At 45.8% G+C, this 23,898-nt stretch carries 28 protein-coding genes; 26 read left to right on the forward strand and 2 right to left on the reverse strand.

From position 1 onward, the window contains the following. The first annotated feature begins 1 nt into the window (after window position 1). From ICL55_RS22255 to ICL55_RS22355, 21 genes are all read left to right on the forward strand, one after another. Window positions 2–1,390 carry a phage portal protein gene (locus ICL55_RS22255; RefSeq protein WP_188101492.1) on the forward strand — a complete coding sequence of 463 codons (1,389 nt, stop codon included), beginning with the start codon at window positions 2–4 and terminating at the stop codon, window positions 1,388–1,390. Window positions 1,391–1,399: 9 nt separating this feature from the next. Beyond that, window positions 1,400–2,401 (forward strand): hypothetical protein, encoded by a 1,002-nt coding sequence (locus ICL55_RS22260; RefSeq protein WP_188101494.1) that lies wholly within the window; start codon window positions 1,400–1,402, stop codon window positions 2,399–2,401. Window positions 2,402–2,417: 16 nt separating this feature from the next. Continuing rightward, the gene (locus ICL55_RS22265) at window positions 2,418–2,822 is read left to right on the forward strand and encodes a hypothetical protein (protein WP_188101496.1); all 405 of its coding nucleotides are present in this window, start codon (window positions 2,418–2,420) and stop codon (window positions 2,820–2,822) included. Continuing rightward, the gene (locus tag ICL55_RS22270; protein WP_188101498.1) at window positions 2,809–3,162 is read left to right on the forward strand and encodes a hypothetical protein; all 354 of its coding nucleotides are present in this window, start codon (window positions 2,809–2,811) and stop codon (window positions 3,160–3,162) included. Before ICL55_RS22265 ends, ICL55_RS22270 begins: the two co-directional genes overlap by 14 nt. Window positions 3,163–3,446: 284 nt before the next feature. Beyond that, entirely contained in the window at window positions 3,447–4,118 is a 672-nt protein-coding gene (locus tag ICL55_RS22275) for a hypothetical protein (RefSeq protein WP_188101500.1), read from the forward strand. Between the two features lie 3 nt (window positions 4,119–4,121). Further along, window positions 4,122–4,709 carry a hypothetical protein gene (locus ICL55_RS22280; RefSeq protein ID WP_188101502.1) on the forward strand — a complete coding sequence of 196 codons (588 nt, stop codon included), beginning with the start codon at window positions 4,122–4,124 and terminating at the stop codon, window positions 4,707–4,709. A 19-nt stretch (window positions 4,710–4,728) separates the two neighbouring features. Further along, a complete protein-coding gene (locus ICL55_RS22285; RefSeq protein WP_188101504.1) occupies window positions 4,729–5,829 on the forward strand; it encodes a major capsid protein in 1,101 nt (366 codons plus the stop codon). After that, window positions 5,826–6,146 (forward strand): DUF6706 family protein, encoded by a 321-nt coding sequence (locus tag ICL55_RS22290; RefSeq protein WP_188101506.1) that lies wholly within the window; start codon window positions 5,826–5,828, stop codon window positions 6,144–6,146. Before ICL55_RS22285 ends, ICL55_RS22290 begins: the two co-directional genes overlap by 4 nt. A gap of 304 nt (window positions 6,147–6,450) precedes the next feature. Further along, window positions 6,451–6,963, forward strand: coding sequence for a hypothetical protein (locus tag ICL55_RS22295; protein ID WP_188101508.1), 513 nt, complete (start codon window positions 6,451–6,453; stop codon window positions 6,961–6,963). Beyond that, complete coding sequence (locus ICL55_RS22300; RefSeq protein ID WP_188101510.1) at window positions 6,960–7,370, forward strand: hypothetical protein; 411 nt, start codon at window positions 6,960–6,962, stop codon at window positions 7,368–7,370. The genes ICL55_RS22295 and ICL55_RS22300 overlap by 4 nt, the downstream gene beginning before the upstream one ends. 29 nt (window positions 7,371–7,399) lie before the next feature. Beyond that, a complete protein-coding gene (locus ICL55_RS22305) occupies window positions 7,400–7,906 on the forward strand; it encodes a hypothetical protein (protein ID WP_188101512.1) in 507 nt (168 codons plus the stop codon). A gap of 3 nt (window positions 7,907–7,909) precedes the next feature. Continuing rightward, window positions 7,910–8,398 carry a hypothetical protein gene (locus tag ICL55_RS22310; RefSeq protein WP_188101514.1) on the forward strand — a complete coding sequence of 163 codons (489 nt, stop codon included), beginning with the start codon at window positions 7,910–7,912 and terminating at the stop codon, window positions 8,396–8,398. A 185-nt stretch (window positions 8,399–8,583) separates the two neighbouring features. Beyond that, a complete protein-coding gene (locus ICL55_RS22315; RefSeq protein WP_188101516.1) occupies window positions 8,584–12,573 on the forward strand; it encodes a tape measure protein in 3,990 nt (1,329 codons plus the stop codon). Beyond that, on the forward strand, window positions 12,573–13,064 hold the full coding sequence (locus ICL55_RS22320; protein WP_188101518.1) for a hypothetical protein: 492 nt from the start codon (window positions 12,573–12,575) through the stop codon (window positions 13,062–13,064). The genes ICL55_RS22315 and ICL55_RS22320 overlap by 1 nt, the downstream gene beginning before the upstream one ends. Next, the gene (locus tag ICL55_RS22325; protein ID WP_188101520.1) at window positions 13,061–14,602 is read left to right on the forward strand and encodes a hypothetical protein; all 1,542 of its coding nucleotides are present in this window, start codon (window positions 13,061–13,063) and stop codon (window positions 14,600–14,602) included. The genes ICL55_RS22320 and ICL55_RS22325 overlap by 4 nt, the downstream gene beginning before the upstream one ends. A 2-nt stretch (window positions 14,603–14,604) precedes the next feature. Then, entirely contained in the window at window positions 14,605–15,903 is a 1,299-nt protein-coding gene (locus ICL55_RS22330) for a tail fiber protein (protein ID WP_188101522.1), read from the forward strand. Between the two features lie 47 nt (window positions 15,904–15,950). Next, the gene (locus ICL55_RS22335; RefSeq protein ID WP_188101524.1) at window positions 15,951–18,167 is read left to right on the forward strand and encodes a glycosyl hydrolase family 28-related protein; all 2,217 of its coding nucleotides are present in this window, start codon (window positions 15,951–15,953) and stop codon (window positions 18,165–18,167) included. Between the two features lie 10 nt (window positions 18,168–18,177). Further along, window positions 18,178–18,513, forward strand: a complete 336-nt coding sequence (locus ICL55_RS22340; RefSeq protein ID WP_188101527.1) for a hypothetical protein — start codon at window positions 18,178–18,180, stop codon at window positions 18,511–18,513. 2 nt (window positions 18,514–18,515) lie between these two features. Beyond that, complete coding sequence (locus ICL55_RS22345) at window positions 18,516–18,773, forward strand: hypothetical protein (RefSeq protein WP_188101528.1); 258 nt, start codon at window positions 18,516–18,518, stop codon at window positions 18,771–18,773. Beyond that, entirely contained in the window at window positions 18,770–19,342 is a 573-nt protein-coding gene (locus ICL55_RS22350) for a hypothetical protein (RefSeq protein ID WP_188101530.1), read from the forward strand. The genes ICL55_RS22345 and ICL55_RS22350 overlap by 4 nt, the downstream gene beginning before the upstream one ends. Then, window positions 19,326–19,856: a hypothetical protein gene (locus ICL55_RS22355; protein ID WP_188101532.1), complete on the forward strand. Its 531-nt coding sequence runs from the start codon at window positions 19,326–19,328 to the stop codon at window positions 19,854–19,856. Before ICL55_RS22350 ends, ICL55_RS22355 begins: the two co-directional genes overlap by 17 nt. Before the next feature lie 222 nt (window positions 19,857–20,078). On the opposite strand, the gene ICL55_RS22360 is transcribed toward ICL55_RS22355, so the two are convergent. Next, the gene (locus ICL55_RS22360; RefSeq protein WP_188101534.1) at window positions 20,079–20,396 is read right to left on the reverse strand and encodes a hypothetical protein; all 318 of its coding nucleotides are present in this window, start codon (window positions 20,394–20,396) and stop codon (window positions 20,079–20,081) included. Window positions 20,397–21,038: 642 nt separating this feature from the next. On the opposite strand from ICL55_RS22360, the gene ICL55_RS35660 reads away from it, so the two are divergent. From ICL55_RS35660 to ICL55_RS22385, 5 genes are all read left to right on the forward strand, one after another. After that, the gene (locus tag ICL55_RS35660) at window positions 21,039–21,272 is read left to right on the forward strand and encodes a helix-turn-helix domain-containing protein (RefSeq protein WP_188101537.1); all 234 of its coding nucleotides are present in this window, start codon (window positions 21,039–21,041) and stop codon (window positions 21,270–21,272) included. After that, window positions 21,259–21,474: a hypothetical protein gene (locus tag ICL55_RS22370; RefSeq protein WP_188101538.1), complete on the forward strand. Its 216-nt coding sequence runs from the start codon at window positions 21,259–21,261 to the stop codon at window positions 21,472–21,474. The genes ICL55_RS35660 and ICL55_RS22370 overlap by 14 nt, the downstream gene beginning before the upstream one ends. Before the next feature lie 116 nt (window positions 21,475–21,590). Further along, window positions 21,591–22,049 (forward strand): hypothetical protein, encoded by a 459-nt coding sequence (locus tag ICL55_RS22375; RefSeq protein ID WP_188101541.1) that lies wholly within the window; start codon window positions 21,591–21,593, stop codon window positions 22,047–22,049. A gap of 9 nt (window positions 22,050–22,058) precedes the next feature. Beyond that, window positions 22,059–22,544: a hypothetical protein gene (locus tag ICL55_RS22380; RefSeq protein ID WP_188101543.1), complete on the forward strand. Its 486-nt coding sequence runs from the start codon at window positions 22,059–22,061 to the stop codon at window positions 22,542–22,544. A 3-nt stretch (window positions 22,545–22,547) separates the two neighbouring features. Then, the gene (locus tag ICL55_RS22385) at window positions 22,548–23,351 is read left to right on the forward strand and encodes an SOS response-associated peptidase (protein WP_188101545.1); all 804 of its coding nucleotides are present in this window, start codon (window positions 22,548–22,550) and stop codon (window positions 23,349–23,351) included. On the opposite strand, the gene ICL55_RS22390 is transcribed toward ICL55_RS22385, so the two are convergent. After that, window positions 23,348–23,554, reverse strand: a complete 207-nt coding sequence (locus ICL55_RS22390; protein WP_188101547.1) for a DUF6965 family protein — start codon at window positions 23,552–23,554, stop codon at window positions 23,348–23,350. The genes ICL55_RS22385 and ICL55_RS22390 overlap by 4 nt on opposite strands. Window positions 23,555–23,898: the final 344 nt, after the last annotated feature.

Genomic DNA, 23,898 nt, shown 5'->3' on the forward strand with positions numbered 1-23,898 from the left:
CATGGAATTAGTAGATCTGCAGGCGCTTATCGGCACCTATGATGAACTTATAAAAAAAGTGCAGGCTGCGAAGCCAGTAAAGAAGGTGCCAATTGCTGACGCCCTTAAACAGCTGGATCCTACGCAACACCCCGTTACCGACAAAAGCCTTCGCCAGGATAAATCCAAACAGGTAAACGGCCAAACAACCCCTGTGTTTGTTGCCCGGTTGCCTATCCCGATGCAGAAGAAGATTGTGAACTTGGCCGCGGCTTTCCTTTGCGCAAATCCGATCCAGCTAAGCGCCCAAACCATCGACGATACCCAAAAGGGACTACTGGCTGGGATTAAGAAGTTATGGGACGATAATAAATTGGACTATGAGAGCATGGGAGAAGCTGAGCTAATGATGGCAGAAACGGAAGTAGCGGAGCTTTGGTACGTGGTAGATGCTCCGGAAGAATACTGGATTGGCACTCCATCGGAAGGGAGCAAACTCCGTCTGAGAATGCGCATTCTCGCCAATTCTCTCGGAGACCAGCTCAACCCGGTTTTTGACGCTACGGGCGATATGATCGCTTTCGGACGAGGATACTCCATCAAAAACGGCGACAACAACGAAGAGCATTTTGACCTCTATACAGACACCCAGATCATCAAAGGGGTAAAACAAAGCAGCGGATGGGTAACAACCTCCGAGAATAACATGATCGGAAAGATACCAGTGATTTATTATTCCCAACCACTCCCGGAATGGTCTGACGTAGAAGCTCTGATCGAACGCCTGGAAACCAATGTCAGCAACAACGCTGATACCAATGACTATTTCGGTAGCCCTATCGTGTTTGTAGAAGGGGAAATACAGGGGTTTGCAGACAAAGGCGAAAGTGGCAAGGTGCTACAGGCGAAAGCTGGCGCCAAAGCCAGCTACTTGACATGGGATCATGCCCCCGAAATAATCCGATACGAGTCTGACACTCTGCAGCGGCTGATTTACAGCATGACGGATACGCCAAACATCAGTTTTGAGGAAATGAAAGGACTCAGCACCTTCTCTGGCGCCGCCCTTCGAATGCTTTTCCTTGGCGCTCACCTGAAAGCCGCAAGGAAGGAAGGGATTTTCGGTAAGGGCATTCAGCGACGCATCAATTTCATGAAAACTGCCATGTCGATTATTGATGTTAGGCTTCAGCCGGCGCTTTCCCTTTCGATTAAGCCTGTTTTCGAATACTATCTGCCTAAGAACATTCAGGAAATCATTCAAACGTTGTCAGAAGGGGTCGGAGCCGGCAAGCCTGTAATGTCCCAAAAAACTGCGGTACGAAACAACCCACTAGTAGCCGATGCGGATCAGGAATTTGTACTTATGCAGGAAGAAGGGGCCTTGACTTCCGATGTTCAAACTGCATAATCGTCCGCTATGAACTTAATGGCCAACATAAGCAAGCGGTATGAGCAGCGACTATTGCTGATGCAACGGAAGCTCATGTTCGAAATGGACACAATTTTGTCCAGGTCTTTCTTCGACTTGGCTGCCGCCGCGTCGAAGGTGCGCTACCGTGATAAGGTCATCAACATCCGGCGGTACCCTGGACTGCAAAAGAAGGTAGACGAAATATTATCCACCATGAAAACGAAGGTGGAAATTACACTTGTTAACGGCATTGAAGGAGCATGGGGGTTGTCCGACCAAAAGAATAAAATTTTCGTAGAACAGCGGTTCGCGGATACCGTACCTACCAAATTCCGTAAGCAGCTGTACAACTCTAATCTACCGGCACGTGAAAAATTTATCAACCGGGTGGAGGATGGGATGAATTTGTCAGACCGGGTATGGAATCTAACAAAATCTGTCAAAAAAGAACTTGAAGCAGGTATTCAGAAAGGTTTGGAGGTCGGTAAAGCATCTAACGTGTTTCAAAAAGACCTACATAATTACCTACTGAACCCGAAAGGGCACCCTTATCCCGGCCGCGGTGTATACCGGTCGGCGCGGGCCAACGCTTTCCGACTTACTCGAACAGAAACTAACATGGCCTACCGGACTGCCGACTATGAGCGTTGGAATAGCCAACCCTTTGTTGTAGGAGTGCAGGTTGATACCAGCAATAATCACCCAGATTATGATATCTGCGACGAACTGGCCGGGAAGTACCCTAAAGACTTCCTATTCCGCGGCTGGCACCCACAATGCAGGTGCCATGCTAAACCTATTTTGATCACTTCCGACGAGATGGACAAATACGAGGATCATATATTGGGCATCGGTAAGTGGGATGGAGAAAGCAAAAACGAGGTGACGAAAGCCCCACCAGAGTTTTACCAGTACCTACGGGAAAACAAAGACAAGATTAACCGGTTGAGCAATACACCTTATTGGGTCATTGATAACAAGGGGTATACCGCTTTGCTGAACAAATAATATGTAAATTTGCAACATGGTAAACGCATCTGAATTAAGAATAGGTAATCTACTTTATTATAAAAATGAGGTGATAAGAGTCAGTATGTTTTCTCCCAATAATGTATATTTTCAGAACCAAAAACAGGTGGGAGTTATTTTTGTTAATCCAATCCCATTGACCGAAGAATGGTTGCTTAATTTGGGGTTTAGTAAAGGACAAAGATACGAGTATAGGATTGATCTTTTTAAAATATTCGGTGATGAATTAATTATTGATATGGAGTATTACGGCGATTATCGATTACAACCAGGCAATACGAGTATTGAACATCAAACAGTAGGTGGATCATGTCGACATGTTCACCAATTACAAAACATCTATTTTGCACTGACTGGGCAAGAGCTGACATTGAATACAGGTTTGCATGAGAATAGTTAAATATCCTGAATTTGTAAAATTGCCGGCCGGCACAGTATTTTGCAAATTTGAGCCTTTATTGTTTACTACTGGTATTTGTGTAAAGGGGGAGTCGTATAATGATGGCATATCATATAATTACACCGATTTCACATCAGTGGAAACGCCGGATCAAATAAGGCAGGATGACGCATTTTGGAATATGGTTGACAAAGGGTCATCTTATCCGCTTGAAATAGATTTCGATCGGGACGGGAAAGACGTTTCTGATAGTGAGGATTCGCTGTTTGTTATTTATGAAAAAGACGATGTTCAGAAGGTGATAGACGTACTGTCGCAAAATATTGAGGCAAAGTGGTAATTTGGTTCGACTCCAAATGCCTCACAAATGCGGGTTCGAGTCCCGATCGCTGGCCGAGGTTAGGTAAGGGGAAGCGGGTTCGAATCCCGCACATTGAAAAATGTACTCGATGGTTCGAGTGGCTACAAGGTGGGATAATTCCCGCCTTTTTTTATTCCCAGAAAATAATTTGGGAACCACATAGACGCATAATTTTGTATTCAGAAATCAAAAACATTGTTTGTTAACCCACTTATTCTCTCTCTCGCAGGCAATGGGTTTGATTTCGTTAACCCAATTTCAGTATGAAGTACAAAAGCCAGATTTTGGCAAAACTGGGCGTGAAGTTCCCAGGGTTGTCAAAGCAATTGCTGGGACTTATCGCCGACAAGCTTGCAGCGAAAGTAACAGAAGAAGACCAAATCGAGGGGGCCATCACCGCACTCGATGATTTACCAATTCCCATCCCGGAATATGCCAAATTTTTGCAGCAGGAATCTGACCGGCGTGTCACCGAAGCTTTAAACAAGTCCAAAGATGATCCTGATGATGATCAGGAAAGGGAAGACACGAAGGATACAACAGCAAAAAGCAAAAAGAAGGAATCAGATGATCCTATTGCTAAGCTGACCGGCCTAGTAGCTACCCTCACGGAACAGGTGACCAACATGCAAAAAGATGGCACGAAAAAGACCTACACCGAAAAGCTTCATGCCCGGCTTGCAGAAAAAAAGATCTCCCCAATCCTGGCCAAAAATATATCGGTTGAGTCAGATGAAGAGTTGGAAACAGCAGTCGCTGAAATTGAAGCAAATCACACCGCGCTGAAGCAGGAACTGATCAATCAGGGCCTTGCCGGCGGAAAACCTCCATTAGGCGGAACCGGTGGCGATGCTACGAAGACGCAAGTTGAGGCGGCAATCGGCGAATGGGCCGATAAGCACAAGCCTCAAGATTCACAAACCACAAAAAAATAAACCGTGAGTTTACAAATCACTAAAGAAGTTGTTGCCTCTGGTGCGCCCATATTTCAGAAGGTGTTGGAGACCGCCCGAGGTGGTTTCACACTGGACTCTACCGGCTTGACCAAAGGTGCTACTATTCCAGGCGGCGCACCTATTGCTTACGATGAATCCACTCGTAAGGCCAAGGTGTTGAAAACCGCAGAGGTGGTGGAAAATGCCGGCGCATCCGCGACCGCATACCAGGTAAAAAAAGGCTCCTTGTTCAATGTTGGTGATTACATCGCTAATGTAAAAGGAGGCAAAGCCTTTGCGATTACCAGTATCGACGCTTCAGGCTCAAATGACTACGACACTATCAATGTCGGTACGTCCATTGGTGCTATTTCCAAGGGTGATGCTGTTTTCCAATCTAGTGCGACAGGTGCAACGGCCGCAGCATTCAATATCACACCGCAGGGTCTACTGTACGAAGACACAGTAGTTGCAACAAATTCTGATCTGTCGGTTGTTGTCCGCGGGACAGTATATGCTCGGCGCGCACCTGGAGCAACAGCCGAAATCAAGGCGCTCATGCCACTCATCATTTTCTCACAATCATTCTAAACCATAGGAGGATATAGAAATGGCAAAATTAAAATCAATTTTCGGTCAGTATGCTGAATCTATGCAGCTTATGATCGACAGAAGCCAGGACAGATTCGGCCCTACTTGGTTTCAGAATTACTTCACATGGGCACCGCCACAGGTCGGCCTGACTTTCACATCCATAATTGGTGCGTCTCGTATCGAAGCCGCTGCCTCTGTTGTCTCTCGTGATTCTGAAACACCGTTAAGATCAAGAGGGCAGCTGACCAAATTGTCTGGTGAAATTCCGGCTATCCGTCAGATGTTTAAGATGGAGGAATCTGACTACCGTGATTATTTGGTAATGCAAAACATGCCAGTTCCGGAGACAACCCGCCGCGATCAAATGCTGGACATGATATTCAATGATGTGTTGAAGTGTGGCAAAGCAGTCATGAAGCGTCTTGACTACATGACTCTTCAGGCCGTTTCTACAGGCGAAATTGATCTATCCGCGCTGAATAACCCGGATGGTATCATTTTGAACGAACCTTTGGATTTATTGATGCCATCAGGTAATAAGTCACAGGCTGCAGTAAGCTGGTCCAATCCGACTACGGCAACACCGATTGCCGACATTGAGGCCACGGTTGAGAAAGCAACCGAGGCAGGCAGGGCAATCGGCAAAATTCTGATGTCAAAGTTGCTGTGGTCAAAATTTAAAAAAGCCAAAGAAGTAATCGATACCATGGCGGCCTTTCTTTATGGACCAAAGCCCGGATCCGGATTCAACCCTACAGCTATTACGTCTCTGACCAATGTTAACAACTATTTGTCAGAAAACCTGCTGCCGGTGATCGAGATTGTAGATCAGGTGATTGGTATCGAAAAAAATGGCATCATCTCCCCGCAACGCCCATTCAGTGACAACAACGCAGTCTTTATCCCTGCTGGCCCGCTTGGAGTAATCAAAAACGCCATCGCTATCGAAGAAGCTAAGCCTGTAGAAGGAGTGAGCTACGCTAAGTTCCAGCAGGCGTTGATCTCCAAGTGGAGCGCAAACGAGCCGTTTGGTGAATGGACTAAAGGGGACCTGAACGCATTCCCATCACTGGATACAATTGACGGTATTTTCCTGCTGACAGCTGTTTACCCATGACCAATAAAGAATACCTAAATACCATCCTGGGAAAATTCGGAGTATCCCCCGATGAAATAGACCTGATCATGCTGGAGCGGGGCATTGTCCCAACAGGTGAGGTTACTGGCCAAGCTGATATCATCGCATTAAAGCGCGCCATTTATTACCAATTGCCGCAGTTGCTCGCAGGTGTTCAGGATATTACGGAGGGGGGCTATTCCATCAAATGGAACTTGGACGGTATCAAGATTTGGTATTCCGCACTGGCCAAAGAGCTGGGACTTCCAGATGATTTATTCCCCAAGCCAACGATAACAGGAGCCTCCCCATGGTAAAGCAGTATCCACATACCCTCACGGCGACAATTGTTACTGATTCACATCAGGACGCTAATGGCAATTGGGTACCAGGCACGAAAGTAGAAAGGGCTGAAGAGTGTCGAGCGGAGCCAAATATAAGGGCATCATATCAGCTAAGTGGCGCTGACGGCGTGAAAATACAATTCGATTGGACTGTGTACATGCAGGTGGGTGTACTCCCGATTCCAGAAGGGACACTGGTGGATATTCGGTTTAATGGAGCGCCTGTAGCAGTTGGTAAAGTGCGCCGTTTTTCCAATGGCCAACTTAACACACGGCTATGGCTGTAATACGCCCTCGCTTCAGCAACGGGCAAATACAAGAGATGCTTACGGAGCGATTGAAAAGGATCGACTCAGCAATATTAACCCGGCTGCAGTATATCGGGGAGTCTTTTGTGAAAAATGCTCGCGAAAAAGCTGATTTTACTGACAGGACCGGCAACCTCCGTAACTCAATTGGTTACATCATACTGAAAAACGGGGTACAGATGTACGAGAATTTCCGGAGGACGGCTAATGTAGAGGTAAGCATAAAGAGTGGTCGAAACAGAGGTCAAAAGCGCAACACCAAAGGCGGGAAAAGAGGTATGGAAGCAGCCAGGGAAGTCGCAGCAAATGCTGCAGGGAATTTCCAAAATGGCTACGTGCTTATAGTGGTTGCTGGTATGGAATATGCCGCCTTCGTTGAAGCGATGGGATATGATGTACTTACTGCCTCTTCTGAAATTGCGAAAAGAGATCTTCAAAACGCGATAAAGAGCATTAAACAGAAAATGACCAGGATGAGATGATAACAACATTAAAAGCGATTGATGCCATTTGGAAACTTCTTAATGATAGTGCGCTGAGAACAGAGGTATCTGGCGGCGTGTATAAGCTGAAACGCCCAATAAACTCGCAGAGAGAAGATGTTGTCGTTAACTCGCTTCCGTTTGACTCTCTTCAGTTACAGAAAGGCATCATCAACGTGAATATTCACGTTCCCAATTTGGTAATTACAGCCAACGGAATACAGGATACAACTCAGCCTGATTTTGTCCGACTCAGTGAGCTTGCCAGTATAGCGGCTCCGTTGCTGACAGATTCATGGAATGATGAATGGCATTTTGATGTCCAACAGCACACCGTCATCGAAGAAGCTGAACTGAGAGAACACTTTGTAAACTTCCGCCTGGAATTTTACGCGATCAACTTATAATTTTTGTTAACCCATATAATTTTTACACAATGGCAGCAAAAGCCCGTATTGGATTAAAGAAGTTGGAAATGGGGGACGTGGCCGCTGATGGTGGCATGGGCACTTCCCTGGCTGAATTTGGGGCTACTGTGTCCCAAACTGCTGTACTTCAAAACGAATCGCCGAATGTGACTGATTTCAACATTGAAGAACAAAGCACTCCATTTTACACAGCATCAGTTGATGGAAAAATCACCCTCACATGGAGCTCATACAACGTTGAACCCTCATCTCTTGTTTTGGTAAAAGGTGGTACTGTTACCACCGATCCCAGCGGCACAACCTGGGCGGCTCCGACAGAAACTCCTAACATCGAAAAATCTATACGACTGACGACTAAGGATGGTACCATTATAGAGATCCCTCGCGGTAAGCTCGATACAGTTTTCCAATGGAACTTCCAGAAGGATAAACTGGCTCAGGTTGATTTTACCTGCACTGTGCTAATGCCAACAAAGGCCAATACACCCCACATCACTATCAAAACCCCTGCGTAACGAATGACCGAAGTTCTGAAGCAAGCAGCAGATGCGATCAACTCCAAGCCCGTAAGCCTGGAGATTGATCATATTTCCGCCTGTTGGTGGGAAAAGATGGCAATCAGGATGAGGATCTTGCCTGCGACGAAAAGGTTTGAAATCAGGCCGGCCACTTTGGGGACAATGATCCGGATTTCTCAACTACTACTGGAAATTGATCCCAACATTTTCAAATCTGAAGGTACAGCCTTAGACTCAAATTATCAGTTGTACGGTGCACACGGAGACAATATTGCCCGTGTAGTGGCGGCGGCAATTGAGAACCGGGAGGCAGTACCCTCTGAAAAGCTTGTGGCATTTATCAAAAATAACCTGTCAGCCAGTGAACTTATGGCCGTTATCAAGATCGTCTTACAGCAGCTCAATGTGATGGGTTTTATGAGTACTATCATCTCTCTAAGGGGGATGAGCCTACTAAACACAGAGGGGACAATAGCCTCTGGGGAATGATTGGCGGAATTGCCAAGTACTTCCGGTTTTCATTTCAGGCAATATTATGGGAAATCAGCTGGGCAAATTTATTGATGCTGTCAGCTACTATCCCCAAGTATGACGAAGAAGGTAATCCGGATACACCGGTTAAAGACATCGAAGGCAGCGAATTGGCTGCGTTTTTAGGAATGTAAAGGCAGATTATGGCGCTGAATGTAAATGGGGGAGCTTTAGAATTTGATGCCATCATCAATGGCTCACAGTTTCAGGCGCAAATTAATGCTATGGAGCGTCAGCTTCGTAGTTTATCGGAGAGAGCTAAGAAAGAATCATCCGATTTGGAGCAACTGGCCCAAAAAGCTGCTGCTGCGATAGGCAGTTATCTATCCATCACAGCAGCAACCAACTTCGTTAAAAAAATGATTGAGGTGCGCGGAGAGTTTCAGCAGTTGGAAGTAGCCTTTACCACTATGCTCCAAAGCAAGGAAAAAGCCGACCAACTATTAGCTGACGTAGCCGACCTCGCAGCGAAAACGCCTTTCGGATTGCAGGATGCTGCTCAGGGAACAAAGCAGTTGTTGGCCTATGGATTTCAGGCTGACGAAATAGTAGATACCCTTACTCGCCTTGGAAACGTAGCATCCGGCGTTTCTGCCCCATTAAATGATGTAGTGTACCTATATGGCACCCTAAAGACACAGGGGCGTGCTTATTCACAAGATATAAAGCAGTTCACCGGGAGGGGGATTCCCATTCTTCAGGAGCTGGCGAAACAATATGGCGTAGCGGCTGATGAGGTTAATGACCTGGTAGCCGCTGGAAAAGTCGGTTTCCCTGATATAGAAAAGGCATTCAAGTCCATGACTTCTGAAGGCGGGATGTTCTTTAATCTAATGCAGGAACAGTCCAAAACCCTCGTGGGTCAGATAAGCAACTTGAGTGATGCTTTTGATATGATGCTCAATAATATGGGCAAGCAAACTCAAGGCATTGCATCTACTACCATACAGGGACTGACGACATTGGTCGAAAACTACCAAGCAGTTTTGGATGTATTGGAGGTGTTGATTGTTGCTTACGGTACTTATAGAGCCGCTGTTATTGCTGTGAATGTTGTGACTGCTGCAAATACAGTAATTAACGCAACCAATACGGCGGGAGTCGGAGCGATGACCATATGGGAGTACCTTTATTTACAATCATTGGTTGCTGTAGAGAAAGCTCAGAAATTACTCAATGCTACAATGCTATCAAACCCATATGTAGCAATTGCGACATTGCTTGCGGCTCTTGTTACTGCAATGATAGTGATGAAAGAGGAGACTATCAAGGCGAAGTCTGCACAAGACCTTCTGAAGGATGCAAACGACAAAGTTACCCAAGGTGTCAGCAAACAAACTGCAGCTATATCCCCATATATCTCAATCCTAAAAAATGCTAATGCTACCGAGAAAGAGCGTGAAGTAGCACTTAAGAAGCTGGCTGAAATAAGCCCGAAGATAGTTGATGGGTTAAATGCGCAGTCAATTTCGCAGGAAAGGTTGAAACAGAATGTTGACGCCTACATTGATTCACTTCGCGAAAAGTATAGAGTAGAGGCGTTAGGGGAAAAAATTAAGGAATCTATTGAGCTTGAAGAGAAATTTCGCGAACAAATTAAATACACTCAGAAGGCAATAGAGGATGCCAAGAATGCCACAGGGGTTGAAAAGAATGAAAATTTGGGCCCTGTATACGAACGTCAGTTAAAGGAACAGGAGGAACAACTTAAAAAGCAGATAGCGACAACCAAAGAGCTGGCATCTGGACAGGTTCAGGAAGAAGCAAAGCGGCAGGTGGCATTGAAGTTGACGAACGCCCAACTGATTGCCCAGGCCAAATCTCTTGATGATATCGACGCCGTGAGGGATAAGATTGACAAAGACCGTAAAGCTGCTACATCACAAGAAGAACAAATACGGTTGACGAACGACCTCCTTGCTGCTGATAAACGACGTGCTGAAATTGATATCTATGCTGCCCGGACAAAATCAGGCAAAGAGGCACTCAAAGTTGAGTCAAAATTGAAGGCTTTGCTTGATCAAATTATTGAACTTGAAGCCCGTGCCACTTCTGTCAATGAAGGAAAAGAAGATGGTACGGTTGCTAAGCTCCAGGGTGAAGTAAGCAAACTTGCTGAGAAAGCTAAAGCAATTAAAGCCAGTGATGGTGTAGTTCTCCGAATACAAAAGGCTGGTAAAATCCTGATCGACGATGCTACTGCAAAAGCGGCCGCGAGGGATGTTCAAAACCAACTCAATACTGAACTTTCTAACATAAATATTAATCTTTCTGAATCAAAACCTAACACAGAAGCAGAACTTTTGCTGAGGAAGGAAGGTATTGCAAAACGTGTACAGCTAGATATCGAAGCCACCAAGCAGCAGTACGCTAATGACATAAAAAGCCAGCAAGCACTACAAGCTAAAACCAATGAGATTAAAGCAGCTGGACGCCGTGAGGCGTTAGATCTCGACCGGGAATATGCGCAGAGAGCTGTTGATATTCAATTACAGGCAATTAAAGATCAGGCAGATATAAAAAACATCCAAGATCAGCGAATCGTTAACAACCCGACATCAACAGTAAATCAACGGTACGAGGCACAACAACGAATATTGGAGCGTAATAAAAAGGCCATAAAAGATATGATCGCGGCGCTCGAAGCCTTTGAAAAAACTGGATTGGGCAACGCTACTGAACTGAATAAGCAGATTGAGCAACTATACAGAAATCTTTCCGATGTAACCACAGAGGGTAATAATCTAACCAAGAGCCACCTGATTGAAGTGTTTGAGAATCTTCAGAAGGTTCTCGGCAGTTCAAGCGGTGCTTTGCGCAGTTTTGCATCCGATTTGGCAGGAATCAATGATGGACTTGCTGATACTTTAAATACGATGGCTGATTTAACAGATCAGGTTTCATCTATCGTCGGAACGGCTCAAGGTATCAGTGCCTACTCAAAAGGAAATGCTGGCCAAGGCAATAGTAACTTTAGTGCAGTAGGTGGGTTAGTAGCAGCTGGAGCAACAATTGGTGCATTTTTCGGTGGCATTGGCGCTCCGGTTGGTGCAGCAATAGGTGCTATTGCAGGCGCCGTTGTTGCTATTCTTAAAGGCGGCAAAAAGGTGCGGGAATCCCTCCAAAAAACCTATGAGGCAATTTACACCTTCCAGATAAACCAAGAGCTAGGTGAGTACCGCATTAACGCGCTTCTCCGTCAGCGGAATCTGATCAAAGCCCAAGAACTCAAGCTCACGCTGGACAACATGAAGGCCCAGGAGAAGGCATTGACGCTGAACCAAAAGCAGAATCAATCCGACCAGGATCGCATAATGGCGTTACTTCAGCAGGAGAGTTACATCACCGGTGTTGATCAGAAGAAGTACGGCGGCTTCTTGGGTCTATGGCGTAAAAGCATGCCGGTAAATCAGTATTCTACGCTATTAGGCATGACCTTCGACCAGATAGAAGCGCTGTATCAATCCGGCCAGCTGGACGGGAAAGCAAAGGCATTATTTGAACAACTTCAGCAGCTACAGCAGGAAGGTAAAGACATACAGTCCCAATTAGATGCCTTGGCAGATAAGGCCAAGGAGGTATTTACCGGGACAACAGCCGATTCCATTACCGACAGCATTGTCGAAGGGTTCAAAAATGGTCAGTATGCGGCTGAGAGCTTCGCGGACAACTTCGAAGAACTTATGCGCGGCGCCGCTCTCAATGCTCTGAAGTACCAGTATTTGGAAGGGCCACTGAAGGACTTCTATAATCAATTTGCGAAAGCCTCCGAATCGGACGGTGTGTTAACCAAAGACGAGATTCAGCAGCTTCAGGAGAAATACAACCAGATTATCAAGTCTGCCGGCGACCAGTTCCAGCAGCTTCAGGATATTACCGGGCTGAACTTAGCATCTGGAAGCGGCAATAGCCAAAACAGTCTGAAAGGGGCATTCTCAAGCATGACAGAGCAGACAGCGGAACTCCTCGCGGGGCAGTTTGGTGGGCTCCGGATCAACATGATTCAGCAGGTACAGATCTGTACGCAGCAACTGTCGGTACTTACTAAAATAGAGTTCAACACAGCGACCCTTATTGATGTACGTGCCGATATCCGGTATTTAAAAGACAAAGGAATTAAAATAGTGAAGTAATGGCATATCCTACCGGACAATATTTTATTGATGGAATGGACCTGTGGGTGGTCTTCAGCATCATCGTTGCTGCAGGGTCCGACGACCTTTTGAAACTGCCGGCCAGAAAGGACAGCATCAGCCACGACTGGCTAGACGAAAACGGTACTGATGTTGATCTGTCCAGAGTATTTTTTGAAAGCCGGGAAATCAACCTGGAATGCGGCATGATCGCCAATGATGAGGCTGACTTTCATAACAAGTTTACCGCGTTTAAAGCGGTAATTGCCCAGCCACAACTTCGCCGGCTGGAGAGTTCTGAGCTATCCAGCAGTTTTTTTGTCTACTATAAAGATTGCTCGTCTTTCGTTCGGGCTACACGGATTAAAGCGGGCCCCAATGCCGGCAAAGTAGCCGCAAAATTCACGTTGGTGCTGGTGGAGAAGTCTCCCACCATTGATTCAAGCAACGTTTTCATGATTACTGATGACAATAGATTGATGATCACATGAGTTTCCCTATCACCATATTGAGAGCAGGGGCCGAGGTGGTGACCATTAAGCCTGACAGCGGTAGTAATCAGCAGAAAACTATCATGGGTGATAACATGGTTACCCTTCAGTTTAGCCTGAACCGTGCAGTGGCCTTTAAATTGGGCGACTTCTGTAGTGTCTATGGTGAAAATTACTTCCTGAATGATGTGCCTACCGAAAAGAAAGTCAGTACATACCGGTATGAATACACGCTCACAATGCGATCCGAGTACTTTGACCTATCTAAGGTGCAGTTCATGGACTATGACACTGCTGAAAATGTACGAAGCGGTGTGTTTTCGCTCATGGGGAATGCCGACACATTCATGGATCTTTTGATCAAAAATGCGAACCGCGTCGGCGCAGGCTGGACCCGCGGTACAGTGATCGGAACATCATATCAGAATATGACATTCAATTCTGAGTCATGCCTGACGGTGTTGGGCCGGTTGGCTCAGCAGTTTGGCACAGAGTATTCCATAGAGGGTAAAAAGATTAGTCTTGATAAGCGGCAGGTAGACACCGGAGTCACTTTACGCCAGGGAAAGGACAAAGGGCTTTATGATATCACCCGGAAGAATTTTTCAGACAGTCGTGTGATTACCCGGCTGTATGCATTCGGGGCATCAACCAATCTGCCTCCTGATTATCGAAACTATGCCGGTAGGCTTCTTATGACCGGAGGGATTCAGTATTTGGAGAAAAATACATCCAAGTACGGGGTAATTGAGGCGGCCAAGGTATGGGACGACATTTATCCGCATCGTACAGGAAAGGTAACTGCAGTTAACGCAGGGAATGTGTTCACATTTAAGGACGCGGCTATTGACTTCAACGTCAATGATCAGCTACTTCCGGGTGTATCGGCTAAGGTTACATTCAATACAGGTGAACTGGCCGGCTACACTTTCGATATCCAGAAGTTTGACAATATTGCCAAAGAGTTCACCATCTTAAAAAATAAGGATGAGAAAGCAGTCGATGTACCAAGCGCCATACAGCGGCCGGCGATCGGGGACGAATACGTGTTGGTGGATATCAAAATGCCGCAGACGTATATTGATGCAGCTGAGGCGGCGTTGAAAACCGCGGCTCAGGATGTTCTGAATGCTCAAAGCGAACCCCTAATTGAATTTGACATGACATGTGATCCTGCTTACTTCCGGAAGTACAATTTGACGCCTAACATCGGTGATCTGATTTGGGTAGTTGATGCCAACCTTGAAATTAATAAGCGCACTCGCGTGACTTCTTTTACTAGGGAGTTTGAAGATGAGTATACATTCAAGCTGACGCTTTCTGATGGGGTGGCTGTCCAGCCGGTGCAGGAGCTGTATAATAACACTGGGGATAATTCGCGTGAAATATCCAATATCAACCAACGGTTAAACAACCGGACAAGTGAAAACAACTTTGTAGGACCGGTAGTTATGGCAGATATTCCAACAATCACGGATACTACAGGTTATAATCAGCTTTTTGTTGATGCAAATGGCAAAGTGTATAAAAAGGTTTAACAATGGCAGATTACCAGGGCATAATAAACGAAACCGGGCAACATGTAACCATTTCACTGCCCACAGCTCGGCAGCCAGAATATCCGGCATTTACTGACATCGCTGATGATGACATAATTACTGGTTTTGATACTTCTGAGAACAAAACCAAGAAGATGTCAGCTGCTCAGCTCCGTGATAAGTTAACCGGTACCGGGACAACTACCCCGCCTGTACTTTCCGGTGCGGACATGGAAATTACCATTCCCAGTACGCTTGTTGGTCAGAAGCGTATCGATATCCCGGCACTCGCAGGTCTTACCTACTATATTGAGCGTATTGGATCCGGCCGACTATGGTCTAGCTGGTACAACGTTATTTCCACTGGCGGCTTTGAGTTGACAAGGGGTAACGATGTTTTTAGGCAGAATGATAAATATGTAGCGCATATCTACGAATATGAAGGCGGCAACACCTCAATACCAGGTGGAGGAAGTAGTTCTTCATTCATCAAAGGTATTGTACCGGTTACCGGTGATAAAATTCTGACCAACTCGGACATCAATAAGCTGATCAATTTTTCAACTGGTTCGGGTAAAGTTACCGTCACTTTGGATGATGTTGCAGCTATTGAAGAGAATGGTGTTTATCACTTCAGTGCGATGGTTAACAATACCTACAAAACCACTATTAAAGGTACCAACGGCCAGTTTATCTACATAAACGGGTCCGCGAAACTTAAAATATTCTTAGGGCCCGGAGAAACTTGTAGGTTATATCGCGCTACCGACGGTTGGTACTGTATAGACCCTATTGACGGCTATTTAAGAGTGGGTCAGCCAATTGCAGCATACGGTAATTTTTTAAATTCTGTGATAGCAAATGGTTCTTTAATAATGCGAAGTTCAGAGCCTCGGTTGTGGGAAGCTGTACAGGAATTTGGTCTTAGCCTGGTCAGCGATGCGACTTGGACTTCTAGTATTGATTACTGTGGCTGCTTCTCAACTGGAGATGGTTCAACGACTTTCAGATTGCCGGATCTGCGTGGTACCTCAATTCGGTTTTTAGATTTAGGCAGAGGGTTATCCACAGCCCCCAGGCCTTATAATAACGCTGGCGGATATCGTCGGGATTACACAGGACCACATACCCATCCTTATATAGACACTGGTGGTCCTTTCATGGGGACTGACAACTTTGTCGGAGGAGGTACATTTAACGCCGGCCAATTTGAAAGAGAATCTGGCATTAATAGGGATTCGGGAACATCTACAGAAACAACTATTAAGGACGTAGGGTTTTACCCGAGAATAGGGACTTGATTCCTGCCGACAGTAAAGCATAATATCAGTAAAAATAATTTCTAAAAATGAAAAGAATATTGTTTGTTACCCAATTTTTGATTTATTCGCTCGCTACGAGCGCACAGTTCTTAGATCCTGACTATGAACCAAAGAATTTGGACATGTTGCGTGTTGAGTCTGTATTGCAGCTACCACATAGAGATACCGTTAATCTTATTAGTCCCGATACAATAGGAACAATTGTCTTCCGTCCAGCCGACAACACAGTCTACATAAAGAAGCCTGGTAAATGGGAGAGTCTAGCCAGCGGTGATGGAATTGCTGCTCGCTGGGATTCAACTACCACCAAAATAAAACTGGGCTATGTCAATGTGCAGTGGTTCGGTGCGAATCCTGATGGCACTGGAGATAATAAAGCGGCAATTCAGGCGGCGGTAAACAGTGCGCCGGCTGTGTTTTTCCCGGCTGGAACCTATTCGATATCCGGAAGCATATTATTAAACAGTGCGACGCTTATTTACGGCAACAACGCCGTAATCCGTATTACCAGCAATGGTCCTGCATTTGTCGTAAACGCAAGTGGGTGCCAGTTCACCGGCATGAACTTTAAGGGCACCGGCCGGGGGACCATGACCAACTACGCTACCCTTTACCCGAACCAGCACGGTATCAGTGTATCTCAGAACCTCTACAACCTGGTTGTGGACCGGGTATCGGCTGATAGTTTGGGCGGTGCAGCGGTATACGCAAAGAAGAACACAACCGGTTATATTGTGCCGGGACTTGGTGGCCGGATAACAAACTCCCGGTTTACCAACAGCATGTACGGGGTATATCTGGATAGTCTGACGGAGTACTTCAGCACAGCGAACTGTCATATAAGCCATAACCAGTATGGATTTTTGAACCGGGGCGGTAACAACAGCATGATCGGCGGCACGCTGGATAGCAATCGTACGGCCGTGTTTCTGGATTCAACCCTCAATGATGGGCACAGCGTGTTTTCCGGGGTGACCATCAATCATAACATCGACTACAGTATCCGCGCCCGTAAGATAATTGGCAGCTTCCTCTTTACAGGATGCCAGATCTTCTTTGGTGATATCAAGCTGGACACCAGCCGGTACATCAGGCTTATCGGTAGTACCGTGAAAATTGATAGCATCCATCTTAAAAAATCGGATTCGCTATTAGTTTCAGGCAATCTATTTTTCTCCCCACCATACCTTGATAACGTAAGCAGTAGCACCAAGTGGTTTGACAATACTTTCATGTCTGGTGTGCCTACCGTGGATATGGGTAATAACCTGGCATACGGGCTTAACGTATCCGGCCCTGTTTCTGTGGCGAACTACATCAAAACCAATGTGCCCCCCACTAATATAGGGGCAAGTCACTATTACCTGTCCAATGGGAATCTAAGGAACACCATGGGCCTCCTTAATCCAGAGACCGGTGCTGAGGGTGTAGGGTCAGATTTTTACATAGCGCACTATCCACAATCAGGCAGGGCGGATAGTGCTAAAATTGACTTGCGAATCGTGCGGCAGAACGGTAATGTGGCTGTGGGATTGGACACAATAACACCGCTGTATAAGCTGCATGTCGGTGGCATCATAAGCAGCAATCACAATCCCATTGTAGGCACCACCGAACTAACTGCCACAACCAACGATAGTCTGGCCAGCACCAAGTTCGTGAAAAATGTCATTTCTGCTACTCAGATAGCGATAGGAACCAGTGGAACAGATGTGAATATTGCCGGCAACCTTAACCCTGCAGGGGCTGTGACGCTCAATGTGCCCTCTGCCAGCAGCACCGTCCGCGGTGTAGTAACCACCGGTACACAAATCTTTGCAGGTACAAAGACATTCCTAAACAATCCCATGGCAAATAACGCCAGTGGCGGAGCGTTCGTCGCACAGGACGGCGCCGGCAGCAATCTGCTTTTTCTCGGAGCAGACAAGGCGGCCTTTGGAGGTGGAAGCGCGGATGGTCTTGCGTTCGTTTACGGAAGCAACAGCTTCCACATCGCCACCAATGCCCAGCGGCGTGTAACTGTCGATGGAAGTGGTAATATGGGCGTAGGAATTACAACCCCAACAAGTAAAGTCGACATTTCGGGTTCTTCCGGGTACAATCAGTTACGGCTGAGGACATCATACACACCTACCGCAACAGCTGATGCCAATGGTAATACGGGTGATTTCTCTTGGGATGCCAATTACTTCTATATAAAAACCGCTGCTGGATGGAAAAGAGCAGCTTTATCAACTTTCTAAACAGTGAACAATGAAACAAGAATTAATTCAACAGTTGCTTGGCGGAATAGAGTTAATACCATTCACAGTGGCCGTTTTTTATGCATTTGTGGGCGCAATATTAAACCTGCTGCTTCATGCCAACAAACGTGACGTGAATGCACCTGGCAGCCCAGCCAATTTCAGCTGGAAGTTTTTAATCAGAGACAACTGCAGTCGAATTTTAACAGGTGCGCTACTGATCCTGATTTGTGTTCGATTTAGCCAGGAATTGCTGGGGCAGCAGCTTACCATGTACTTGGCCTTCGTGATAGGTTTCTCCATTGATCGGTTAGCGGGCCTCATTAAAAAACTTGACAATAAATAACCATGGATATACGAGATATACGGCTGAATGTTATTCAGGTTGCTGTGGTGATTGGGCAAACTATTGCGGTCGTGGGGTATGTTAGCCGGCAGACCAGTAAGATCGATAGCGTTAACGAATCCACCACAAGGATTGAGCGAAATCAGGAGGCCCAGGCTGCAGATAACAAAATATGGAAGGCTAAAATAGAGGCAGATATCGCTGATCTGAAAGTTCGAACTGCCTTGCTGGAGGCCAAAATTAACACTTTGGGACGATGAAAAACATAGCCTTATCAATAGTCTTTCTCGCCTGCAGCTGTGCAAGCGTCAAAAAAAGCAGTAGCCGGATAGAATCGTCCAACCAGCATACCGACAATAGCACGGTGCAAAAGGAGCAGTCCAAAACTACAACGGTCACCGAGACGGCAGGTGTGCCGGTATCCACCCGGCCGGATTCTGCCGCCGTTTCCGGATATATGCCGGCAGACGATACCGTGGGGTTCTCTCAAACGGTTACCGCCGGCGCCATCACCATGAAGACAATGGTGACACCGCGGCGTGTCCATGGCCGCACAACCGGTTATGATATCACCAGCAAGGCCACGAAGGCGCCGGAGGTAATCACCGCGCCGGTTAGCCGGCAGACCACTGTAGTGGAAACCGGAAAAGAACAGGAACATAAAGCAGTTCAGGACAAGACAACCGTGACCGCCACAACCACGAACAAAACCGCGTTCCGGTTCAATATGGCCGGTGCCGTTGCTGTTATCGGCAGCATTGCGGTAGTTGTGTTCCTGTACCTTATTTACAAATACTTTAAAAAGCCCAAACGTGAAGAATTATTATAGCGAAAAGCCGGTAGTACCTTATAAAAGAACCCAGGTTGAAATGCCTGTGGTGATTCAAGAGATCAAGAACACCAGCTTCCCGGTGGAAGTGAAGCGGGCGGCATACATGGTATTTCGGAAGGAGAGCGGTAACGGCAAATCCGGCATCAACTTCAACTTTTCCGGATTGCAGGCGGACGCCGGCAGATGGCCCGATGAATATGACCATCTTATCTCCGGAGTGGTGCAGAAGACCGAAAACGGAACCGGCAAAGTGCGGCTGTTCATTGCCTTCAACACCCTGGCCGATAGCCTGTATATGCTGATGGACCGGCTGCTGGCCCGCGGGTTATTTGTCGGTGGTCGCATTGACATGGATAAACTGGGTATCTATATGAACATCCCGGATATCGACCAATTTACCAGAGGCTATAAAAAGAGCTGGGCGGCCGGTAATAAAAACGCAGAGCCAACTGAGGACGATTTGGAAGGATTTAGGAGCATGTATAAACAGGCAATCACGATATTTCAGTAACGCACATACCATGCGTACCGCCAACGTACTTTTGGAATGGTCGGAATTATATTCCAAAATTCACATGATGATACATAGTAACCCGCTATTCTTAGCGGGTTTTGCTTTTAACGCATATACGCTGCGTACCAGTGCGGCACCTTAGCGGCGGTTACCACCCTGTACCGTGTATAAAGGCGCTGCAGAAAGAATCCGCCGACCATGACCGGCGGATTTTTTTGTTTAACGAAGTTGAATAAACATGGATTCGCTAGTTATAGTACCACTATCGCTATAGTAGTACAATAAATCACTAGCTGTATAACTGTCACCAATATTGGCCTGAACAATTATTCCGCCGTAGCTAAAGTTTCTCCAAACTCCATTTATGGTTATATGACCACTCATGACATATAATCCAGATGTTTTATATGTTATCTCAAACCAAATATCCTGTGTTCTTTTTGTCAGGCCGGCCGTGGTTTCTGCAGAGTGAGCATTTGAAAATGGAGTGAACCCCAGTAAAAGGGAGAGTACAGATAGAAAGAATAGCTTTTTCATACGATTAGGATTTTACCAAAATTATAACACAGATGCGCATTTGGCCGTCAGTGAACACAGTGAACAGTCGTAAATCAGTGAACAAAAATGGACAGAATCATACTTTAACAGTAAAGTATATTGCGCCGGGTTAACATATTAAATGTCAGATTTCGGCCGCTCTTTTCAGGGCGGCTTTTCTATTATCCTGGGTAGACACCCCGGATCTATCGTTCTCTTTTTTTATGGATGAATTGATTACGCCATATAGGACAGCCCCTGCTAAAGCACAAAGAACCAGTACAATGCAAATTCCTTGTATTATTCCGAGAAAGTAAAATGGGTCATTTTTATGTTCGCTGGACATTTTTGAGGGAGTTTATGGTTATAAACTCCGCGCGGGAAGAAATAAAAAATGCGCGGAACTCTTACAGTGTCGCCCTCACCGACCAAGGCAGGAAACGACAAAGAAGAGCCCGCGCACAGAGGTCGCGGGCCTCACTTTGTACCCTGTTTCCTTAATACTTGGTCGGTGAGGACAGGTTAAAAGCGATGCCTCAATGTTTTTTTGGGGAGGCAAAGATAAACGAATATAGTAAAATTTCGAATTGCGATACTCTAGTATCGCAAAATTTATGATTATTTCTTCCATCTTTCGTTCAGATGAATGAAAAGGAAGTATTAAAACAGCTTGGAATTAAACTTCGTAGGCTCAGGAAGGCAATGGGACTTTCCTTGAGGGATATCGAAGCGCGCACTGGTGTGCCAAATACCTCGTTGTCCAAGATAGAAAGAGGATTGAAAGATGTGGAGTTTTTAACGATATGTAAACTAGCCAATGGATTAGAAACGACTATCTCCGAACTTACCAAAGATCTCGACCATGGAGACGTTTGAACTTATCGTGAATGGTGTTTCCTACCATATTTCCCCTAAAGAAGAGGGGGGAGAAATTACCTACAGTACCAATGTGAATGGGCGCGAGATGTTGTTTAAGCCTGAAAACGGCCATCTTAAAGCAGTGTCCGCTGATCTCCCTGAAGGCATGGAAGACCTGGTGGACGGCATTGCTCACGCTATCGAAACATATTTCCTTTGACTTGCTAAATATTTTAGTATTTTCGCCAAAGACGTATCTAAGGCCTCGGAATCCTATGTGTTTTTTAACCTATGGTTCCGGGGCTTTTGTCTTTGTTTGGTACTAATATTATTAGCATGTGTAGGATTGATATTCGCTATTACGCCTTCTTTGGTGGAGAGAAAAAGCACATTGAAATATCCCAGGTAACAGGTGCTTGGCATCAATTTTATTTCCATGTCAGTATTGAAAAGCGAGTCGTTTGCGAGATAAGGAAGAACGAGAAAATAGACGAATTTGGGAACAAATACTTTGGCTGGGAAGTTAGTAACAACGAAGCATTAACCCTTGAGGACATTGATCATGTGACAGCTCTTATCGACTATGAGTTGGATTTAATCGATGAAACTCTAACCACACTTTGTGGAGTAGAATTGAGGCGGTCCAGGCAGACCACTGAAAGCGACTGGGATTTCTTTGTAAATGGGGTACCTGTAAAAAGATGGGTGTATTATAGTACTCGTCAGGACTGGTACTGGTCAGCACAATTTAACCAGAGGGTTGAAGATCTCAAAATCATTCATTTCCCTGAATAACAATTTTGTATGGAAAATCCTCTCCTGTTGCTTACGGCCGAGATATTGGAAGCGCTATTGCAGGCGGGATACCGGTTTTTTGTTCTTCAGAGTTACCCGCAAGGAATGGTTGCAGGGGCGAAAGATAGCCTGTTGTTAAGCCCATACAGGGATATAGCTGAGGCCAACGCTCATTTTCAGCACATTCAGTTTGATCGGCGGAAGTACATTTACCAGACCCACCACCCTGAAGAGGTAGAGCGGTTGAGAAAGGCAGCAGGCCAACCAGAAGGGTACCGGGTGTACATCGCAATCTTGGCACCTCACCAAAAGGCCCCTCGAAAGGAGCTGCTTCCGATCATAAAGCAATACGTCCGTACCAAGACCAAATGGCGCAGCGGGGATGGGCACATCTCAGCGGAAATCATCTTACAATATGGTGTTCTCTCTGTTCTGCTGTCCGGACCGGATGGCTCCGAAAAAGTGGTATCTTTAGAAGACCTCCTAAAACTATAACACATGTGCTACGACATCTCCCTGAAAATTAGCATCCGCGAATTTCTGGACTTCGTTCCAAACGTCAAAGCAAAGAAACTGGTCAAGTTTCAGCCGACCTATCATCAGTTGGGAATGTCATTTAATCCATGGCCGGTAGTTGTAGACGAGGGGGATGGTCCGGAGCTGGACGAATTTATTTGGGGACCGGTACCGAAAATACTTGACACGCCAGACAAGTTGAGAATGGAACGCCAGAAGTATTTAAACGCTCGTTCCGAAAAATTTCTGGATGGTAAGAGTATGTGGAGTGCTATCCGGCATCAACGCTGCATCGTTCCTATTACCGGCTTCTTTGAATACCGGCAAATCGAACAGGAAAAGCAGACGAAGAAAGGGCCCAAGACAGAACTAGTTAAAGTTTGTTATTATATATCAGAGGGAGGTAAGCCCTTCTTTATAGCAGGTCTGTGGGCGAAGTCAATGGTTCCGACGAAAAATCCCGAGGGGAAATGGGACTATGGAACGACTACTGAAGCCAAAACGTTTAATCTGGCTACCACCGAAGCTAACAGTGTGCTTCGCCAAATACATAATTCCGGGGATTTTGCCGGCCGGATGCCATTAATCCTTACAGAAGAACTGGCAATGGAGTGGATTAACCCAGATCTCGACGATGCTGGCATTCAACGAGTGACCAGCTACCAGGCACCGAATGAGGTGTTCACATTTCACCCAGTTGTCTCAGTCAGAAAAGCTCATGAAAATGTTCAAGAAATTCTAAATGCTATTGAAGTGCCGGACCTCCCGCCGATCACCGTGTCTTAGCCCTGCTGCTCTAAATGCTTTCTGATAGCTTCAAGCCGGACTTCAAATCCTGAAAAGGTGGAGTTGTTTCCGCTATTCTTCAAAACTGCGAGATGGCTATCTATACACTGCCGTGGATTCTTAATTACCGTAGCGTCGTCGAGCCTGATTTCTTCCGGAAGCTGTTTGCCGGAAAAGTACTCTTCCCACTCCTGTACTGTCATTTACTATCGTTTTTTTGACATAAAAATAGACATACACAAAAGTATGTCTTTCGAAATGCTGTACTATATTTGATCGTAGCGATAAGTTCTAAAATTCCACGTTATGGCACTCAGGTCCATAAAAAGTTGAATCAGATTATCTTCCGGCGAAAGCCGGGATATATATAATTGATTGAAAGCATTTATCGGGTACAAAAGTAGGTCATGCTAAATCTATTGTCAAGTATTTAGCAGATATTATTTTGTTAAAAGATGAATGAATCTTGTTAACAATATATGCGGATAATTTAATACGATAGTATCAACCTTTGATCAGGATAATCTGTACTTTTTAGGCCTAATTC

The organism is Chitinophaga varians, from assembly GCF_014529945.1.
Classification (GTDB): domain Bacteria; phylum Bacteroidota; class Bacteroidia; order Chitinophagales; family Chitinophagaceae; genus Chitinophaga; species Chitinophaga varians.